Here is a 7,082-nt window from a genome sequence, read left to right as displayed (position 1 = left end):
GGTTTTACGGGGGGATTACCTTGGGAAAGGCCTGCAGTAGACATCAAGTGGCGAAACTGCTGCGCGCAGAGGGCTGAAAGCTCAGCATGACTAGGGGAAAGCTCCCGCGCGCGCAAGGAAGTGCGCTGCGGTATTGGTTCCCAACTTGCATCAGCAACAATTCTGTGAGGCTGGAAGCTATCTAGAAAAAGCTGGTTGATTCGCCAACAAACAGGGAGCTTAAAGCCCCCTGTCTTGATTGACCTCACAACATCAGCTACCCAGCAACTCTTTCACCTGTGCCAAAGCATTTGGATCTTCCATGGTGGTCAGATCGCCGGGGTCTCTATGCTCAGCAACGGCCTGCAACGCCCGCCGCAGCAATTTACCGCTGCGGGTTTTAGGCAAAGCTGTCACAAATAACACCCGGGATGGCCGAGCTACTGCACCAAGCTGGCTATCCACCAATCTCATTACCTCGGCCTCCATCTGCGCTTGCTGCTGCGCATCAGCGACTTTGCTGGCATCACGCAGGACCGCGAACGCCATAGCGGCTTGTCCCTTGAGACTGTCTGCAACACCCACTACAGCCACTTCGGCAACCTCAGGGTGTGCAGAGATGCTTTCTTCAATTTCACGGGTGCCCAAGCGATGCCCTGCAACGTTAATTACATCATCGGTTCGACCCAAGATAAAGTGGTAACCCTGCTCATCACGAATACCCCAGTCGAAGGTGCTATAAATCAACTTCCCGGGGATACTCTGCCAGTAGGTTCTGACAAAGCGCTCATCATCACCCCAGATCGTCTGCATGCATCCAGGAGGTAGCGGCCCCTCAATCGCCAGCACGCCCTTTTGATTGGGTTCGCGCAATTCTTCACCGGTTTTATCGTCAATCAGCTTGACGTTGTAGCCATAAACCGCTTTCCCCGGACTGCCGAACTTACTGACCTGCGGCTCCACTCCGTTACACAAGGTCATGATGGGCCAGCCCGTTTCTGTCTGCCAATAATTATCAATAATCGGCACTTGAAGCGCATCACTAATCCATTGCGCTGTAGGCTCATCCAGCGGCTCCCCCGCCAACCACAACGCCTGCAAACTGGACAGGTCATATTGGCGCAAAAATGCGGGATCGTGCTTTTTCAATACACGTACTGCCGTCGGAGCAGAAAACATGTGTGTGATACGGTATTTCTCTACCAAGCTCCACCAAATACCTGCATCCGGACGAATGGGCAGTCCTTCATACAGTATGGTTGCCATTCCAGCAATCAATGGTGCATAGATGATGTAGCTGTGCCCAACCACCCAGCCAATATCGCTGGTGCAAAAGAAAGTTTGCCCGGCTTTGGCATTAAAGATGTGAGGCATGCTCGCAGCCAAAGCCACTGTGCAGCCCCCTGTATCCCGCTGCACCCCTTTAGGTTTTCCGGTTGTACCGCTGGTATAGAGAATGTAGCTTGGGTCAGTAGATTTGACCGTCACGCATGGCACTTGCGCATCCATGACCTTTGCACGCAAATCGGTCCACAGATGATCCCTGCCAGCACGCAAGTCCATTGCAGCCAAACCACGATTGGCCAAAAGCACTGCCTGTGGTTTGTGCGTACTTAACTGCAGCGCCTTATCGAGCAAAGGCTTGTATGCCAGAACACGCCCGCCACGGGATCCTGCATCGGCACTGACAATAACCTTGGGCTTCGCATCATCAATACGCGATGCCAAAGATACCGAAGCAAAACCACCAAATACCACGCAGTGAATCGCACCTAAACGTGCGCATGCAAGCATCGCAAAAACAGCCTCAGCAATCATGGGCATATAAATCTGCACACGATCGCCCTTCTCTACCCCAAAAGACTGCAGCACTGCAGCCATGCGCTGCACCTCTGCATGCAAATCGCGGTAGGTATACGTTTTTTCTGTATTCGTTTCTGTCGATACCGCAATCAACGCAGGTTGATCTGCTCGATCTTTCAAGTGCCGGTCTACTGCGTTATGACAAAGGTTTAACTGCCCATCCGCAAACCACTGCACAAAAGGCGGATTACTGTAATCACAGATTTTTTCCGGCTCTTTGACCCAGTCAACCAAGCTCATTTGCTGTTGCCAAAATGCATCGCGCGTTTGTGGATCGATGGAACGCTGATGAAACTCTGCAAATCCTGACTTCATGAGACCGTCTCCTTAGCTTTTTATCTGCAACTTATTATTCATTTGGCTCTTTCGATAAGCTGACAAGCGTGTTTGTGCAAATTTAACGCCCCAGAAGCCAAAGATATGAATACACACTCTACTAAACACGAGTTTTTTGCAAAATAATTGCTAGCCTTGGAACGCAAACTGTTTCTTTTTAAGAAAAAGCGTAAAATCCATGTCTTCCAACTGACAATGTCTTTACCTCATGGCATTGCTAAACCATTTATCTCAACACCGTTAAATGACTACTTACAAAGAACTACTGGCTCAACGCGCAGAACTGGAAAAACAAATTGAAGCTGCACGCAAAGAAGCCTTGTCTTCTGCGATCGCCCAAGTTCGCGCCATCATCGCCGAATACGAATTGACAGAAGAAGACGTTTTCTCCAAGAAAACTGCTCGCGCAGCCACTACCAGCCATAAAACGGTAGCTCCCAAATACCGCGACCCCGTTACAGGTGCAACGTGGACTGGCCGCGGCAAGCCACCACTGTGGATTGCAGGCAAAGACCGCCTGAACTTCCTCATCGAAGATCAAGCGGCGGCGTAACAAGCACGCGACTTGGTGAATAGCCAACAAAAAAGCCCAAGGGAAATACCTTGGGCTTTTTTGTTACTGAATGGGTTGTGGATTCAACCGATCGATGCAACGCATTCGTTAAACAACTCAGCCGGGGTTCTGTACCCCAAGGTCTTTCTGGCCGTTCGTTTAATTTTCTCGCAATCGCATCGAGCTCAATCTGCGAGCAACCCGAGATGTCTATGCCCTTGGGAAGGTACTGCCTCAGCAGTCCATTGGTGTTCTCATTCGTTCCGCGCTGCCATGGGTTTTGCGGATCGCAGAAGTAGACCTGGATGTCAGTGGCCACAGTGAAGCGTTTGTGCCCCGCCATTTCCGATCCGCGATCCCAGGTCAAGGAACGATAGAGCTCTCGTGGCAAGGTTTGCGCATGTCTGGCCAGCGCCGCAGCCACGGTGTATGAGTCTTTATCTACCAGTTTGACCAACATCACGTAGCGCGTATGCCGCTCTACCAACGTTGCAATCTGGCTGTAGGCATCGCCGAACAAGAGATCGCCTTGTAGTTCGAGCCATCTCAACAATGCTGAAGACCGGAGCCACGACCTTGACGAAGGAACGGGAAGCAACGCAAGAAGAAAGAGAACTCGAAGAGGCGCGCATCGGACGCTCTATCAAGCCTCCACTGATCGTTACGGAAAAGTTAGCCGACATTGCCGGACTTCAGGCGCTGGATCAAGCAAATGACTTACGGCAAATTTTGATCATCGACTTGGAAGAGAACATCAAGGTGTTCGAACCTCTCAACATCGACACCATGACCTCCAAAGACTTGGCGAAGTGGTCAAAGTGGGCTGGCACGATTGAACAACGCATAGAAGCAGCACGGCAATCTATGGAGGCGGGCTTCATCCTTTTGACGAGGAAGAACCTTGAACCGTTCGTGCAGATAGTAGAGAAGGAAGAAGAGCAGAAGAGCTTTCTCAAGTATCTGAACGCCCTTCCTTGACCCGGTACCCAGTTCCAGACAATCAAGCTCGTCCAGGTGCCCTACCAACTCAACGTGTTGGGCACATTGTTGGGCACAAATCAGGAAAAAGAAAAAGGACTTAGCCCCTTGCGAAGCTAAGTCCTTGATATAAATGGTCGGCGTGGCGGGATTCGAACTCGCGACCCCTTGCACCCCATGCAAGTGCGCTACCAGGCTGCGCTACACGCCGAAATATCAGATTATATCTTGGTTTTTACACCCACTTTTCAAAACTCTGATGATTCTGCAAAGTGAAGCGACTTGAAATCTCTTTCTAATCGCTTTCGATAAATTGGTCGGCGTGGCGGGATTCGAACTCGCGACCCCTTGCACCCCATGCAAGTGCGCTACCAGGCTGCGCTACACGCCGAAGCTATGATTGTAATCCATTTTCATAGCAGCCTAGGCAAACCTGGCGCCACAAAACCTAGATTCTGTGCAGATGCTTTGAAATCAAGCACCTACGCCAGCCTTAGGCCTGAATTTGCTCCTTGAGTTTGGTACTGGCATGGAAAGTCACCACGCGGCGCGCCTCAATCGGGATCAATTCACCCGTGCGGGGATTGCGCCCCGGGCGTGGCGCCTTGGTGCGAATCTGGAAGTTACCAAAGCCCGAAAGCTTCACTTCCTCGCCCTGCACCAGGCTTTGCGAGATCAGATCAAAGTAGGCATCGACCATATCTTTGGCTTCGCGCTTGCTCACACCCAACTGGTCAAACAGCAAATCTGCCAGTTGTGCTTTGGTCAAAGCGCCGGTGGCATCCAATTCACTATTCATCAAAACTTTGCTCGCTTCCATCTGTTTACCTTAACCACGCAAACGCGCTGCAACTTGGGACTGCAAAGCCGCGATTGCACCCTGCATCGCAGCGTCGATTTCCACATCCGTCAATGAAGCATCATCGCGCCCCAGGGTTAAACGCACCGCCAAGCTCTTTTCGTCTTGCGCCAAGCTGCCGGGTGCAGCCTCTTCGCCCGCCTTGAGCTTTTTAGGGCGGAACACGTCAAACAACACGGCATTGCGCAAGATACCGCCCTGCACGCCAGCTGCGACAGCCGCCATGACTTGCGCATGGGTCACGGTTTCTTTGACGACCACCGCAATATCGCGCTCCACCGCCTGGTGCTTGGCAACGGCTTGGAACTTGGGCACCTCACGCGCCAGCACCGCATCCAGCTCTAACTCAAACAGCACGGGCGCCTGCGCCAAATCCCACTCCTGGCGCCACTGGGGGTGCAGCTCGCCAACAACACCGATGGCCTTGCCATCCAACACTACGCGCGCGCAGCGGCCAGGGTGCATCGCAGGGTGCTCGGCTGCTTCAAACACAGGCTTCAAGGGTGCTAGCAATGCCTCAACATCACCCTTCACGTCGTAAAAGTCCACCTTGGCGTCCGCTTGGCCCCACTGCTGCTGCGCTGCAGCGCCGTAAGCCAAACCCGCCACGCGCATGGGCTGCTCAAACCCCTTCACGGTCGTGTCAGATTCCACCACGCTGTCGTCTCGCAAGAACACACGGCCCAACTCAAACACGCGCACGCGGGGTGCTTTGCGATCTACGTTGAACTTCAGCACTTGCATCAGCGAGCCAATCAAGCTGGAGCGCATCACACTCAGCTGGCTGGCAATCGGGTTCAGCAGCTTGATCGGGTTGGTGTTACCGGCCAGCTCTGCTTCCCACTTTTCTTCCACAAACGAGAAGTTGATGGTTTCTTGGTAACCCAGCGCAGCCAGTTCGTGGCGCACGGTGAATGGGCTGCGCTTGTTTTCCGCACGCAGCTTCGGGCTAATGGGAGCGAGTGGTTTGGTGGTCGGCAAGTTGTCGTAACCAATCATGCGCGCCACTTCTTCAATCAGGTCTTCTTCCAGATTGATGTCAAAGCGGAAGGTCGGCGCAGTCACGCTGATCACGCCTTCGCTGGCTACCGTCGCCGGCAAACCCAGGCCGTTGAGCGCATCCAAGCACTGCTGCTGCGTCACCGGCATGCCAATCACCTTGGCAGCACGGGCCACGCGCAGTTGCACGGGCTTGGGATGCGGCATATTGGGCTGGTGGTCATCGATCGCGCACACCTGCGTTGCAGGCGTGCCGCAAATCTCCAGCACCAACTGGGTGATACGCTCGATGTGCTCCACGGTGAATTCGGGGTCTACACCGCGCTCAAAACGGTGACCCGCATCGGTGGAGAAATTAAAGTGGCGTGAGCGGCCAGCGACAGCCTTGGGGAACCAAAACGCAGCTTCGATGTAGATGTTCTTGGTATCGTCCGACACGGCGGTGTGGTCACCACCCATGATGCCCGCCAGCGATTCCACTGCGCTGTCATCCGCAATCACGCCCACCTTGGTGAAGCCATCCAACTTCACAGTATTGCCATTCAGGAGCTTCAAGGTTTCACCCTCTTTGCCCCAACGCACGGTCAGCCCGCCGTTGATCTTGTCCAGATCAAAAATGTGGCTGGGCCGGCCCAACTCAAACATCACGTAGTTGGAGATGTCGACCAAGGGGCTGACCGAGCGCTGGCCGCAGCGCGCCAGACGATCCACCATCCACTTGGGGGTCTGCACTTGCGTGTTCACATTGCGCACAATGCGACCCGAGAAGCGACCACACAGGTCAGCCGCCTCAATTTTTACAGGCAACTTGTCTTGCGAAACAACTACCGCTTGCGGGTAGTCGATCGCCTTCAAGGGCGCGCCCGTCAAGGCCGACAATTCACGCGCAATACCGTACACGCTCAGGCAGTGCGCCAGATTGGGCGTCAACTTCAGCGTGAACAGCGTGTCATCCAGGTTCAGGTACTCGCGCACGTTCTGGCCCAGGGGCGCATCGGCGGGGAACTCCAGCAGGCCGCTGGCGTCGTCGTCGATGCCCAGCTCCTTGGCCGAGCACAGCATGCCGTAGCTGGGCACGCCGCGCAGTTTGCCGATCTTGATCTTGAAAGGCTTGCCATCGGCACCGGGGGGCAGCTCTGCACCCACAGTCGCGCAAGGAATGCGAATGCCCACGCGCGCGTTGGGCGCGCCGCAGACGATGTTCAGCAGCTCAGGGCCGCCCACATCCACCTGGCACACACGCAGACGGTCTGCATCGGGGTGCTGCACGGCTTCTTTGATTTCACCTACCACAATGCCAGAGAAAGCGGGAGCAACAGGCTCCAGCTCCTCCACTTCCAGACCAGCCATGGTCAAGGTGTCGGCCAGTTGCTGGGTGGTCAAATTGGGGTTGCAATATTGGCGCAACCAAGATTCAGGAAATTGCATAGTCAGTCTCTTTGGCGTTCTTGCCAGCGCCCCGCAGTTCTTGCGGGAAGCAGTCGCTGGCTGGGCTGCGTATCTTCAAAATAAGAG

5 protein-coding genes, 2 tRNA genes and 1 pseudogene are annotated in these 7,082 nt (G+C 54.2%); 2 read left to right on the top strand and 6 right to left on the bottom strand.

Going from position 1 to position 7,082, the window contains the following annotated elements; genetic code table 11:
- Window positions 1-252 precede the first annotated feature (252 nt).
- The gene (locus B3R00_RS07110) at window positions 253-2,157 is read right to left on the bottom strand and encodes a propionate--CoA ligase (protein WP_286998308.1); all 1,905 of its coding nucleotides are present in this window, start codon (window positions 2,155-2,157) and stop codon (window positions 253-255) included.
- Between the two features lie 265 nt (window positions 2,158-2,422).
- Here B3R00_RS07110 and B3R00_RS07105 point away from each other — a divergent pair, with 265 nt between their 5' ends.
- On the top strand, window positions 2,423-2,731 hold the full coding sequence (locus B3R00_RS07105) for an H-NS histone family protein (protein ID WP_286998306.1): 309 nt from the start codon (window positions 2,423-2,425) through the stop codon (window positions 2,729-2,731).
- A gap of 83 nt (window positions 2,732-2,814) precedes the next feature.
- Here B3R00_RS07105 and B3R00_RS07100 read toward each other — a convergent pair.
- Window positions 2,815-3,263 (bottom strand): annotated as a pseudogene (locus B3R00_RS07100) (IS30 family transposase); the annotation flags it as partial.
- A 44-nt stretch (window positions 3,264-3,307) separates the two neighbouring features.
- Between B3R00_RS07100 and B3R00_RS07095 the strand changes: the two are divergent.
- Entirely contained in the window at window positions 3,308-3,709 is a 402-nt protein-coding gene (locus B3R00_RS07095) for a hypothetical protein (RefSeq protein ID WP_286998304.1), read from the top strand.
- A 134-nt stretch (window positions 3,710-3,843) separates the two neighbouring features.
- Here the strand turns inward: B3R00_RS07095 and B3R00_RS07090 are convergent.
- The 4 genes from B3R00_RS07090 to pheT form a co-directional block, all read right to left on the bottom strand.
- Window positions 3,844-3,920 (bottom strand) — tRNA-Pro (locus B3R00_RS07090).
- A gap of 103 nt (window positions 3,921-4,023) precedes the next feature.
- Window positions 4,024-4,100: transfer RNA gene (locus B3R00_RS07085), tRNA-Pro, on the bottom strand.
- Window positions 4,101-4,202: 102 nt separating this feature from the next.
- A complete protein-coding gene (locus B3R00_RS07080; RefSeq protein WP_286998302.1) occupies window positions 4,203-4,508 on the bottom strand; it encodes an integration host factor subunit alpha in 306 nt (101 codons plus the stop codon).
- A gap of 30 nt (window positions 4,509-4,538) precedes the next feature.
- On the bottom strand, window positions 4,539-6,995 hold the full coding sequence (gene pheT / locus B3R00_RS07075; RefSeq protein WP_286998300.1) for a phenylalanine--tRNA ligase subunit beta: 2,457 nt from the start codon (window positions 6,993-6,995) through the stop codon (window positions 4,539-4,541).
- Window positions 6,996-7,082: the final 87 nt, after the last annotated feature.

The sequence above is a fragment of the Comamonas sp. UBA7840 genome, from assembly GCF_002501455.1.
Classification (GTDB): Bacteria; Pseudomonadota; Gammaproteobacteria; order Burkholderiales; family Burkholderiaceae_C; genus Comamonas; species Comamonas jiangduensis.
The sequence above is the reverse complement of the archived record's forward strand: the minus strand, read 5'-3'. Positions and strand labels throughout refer to the sequence as shown.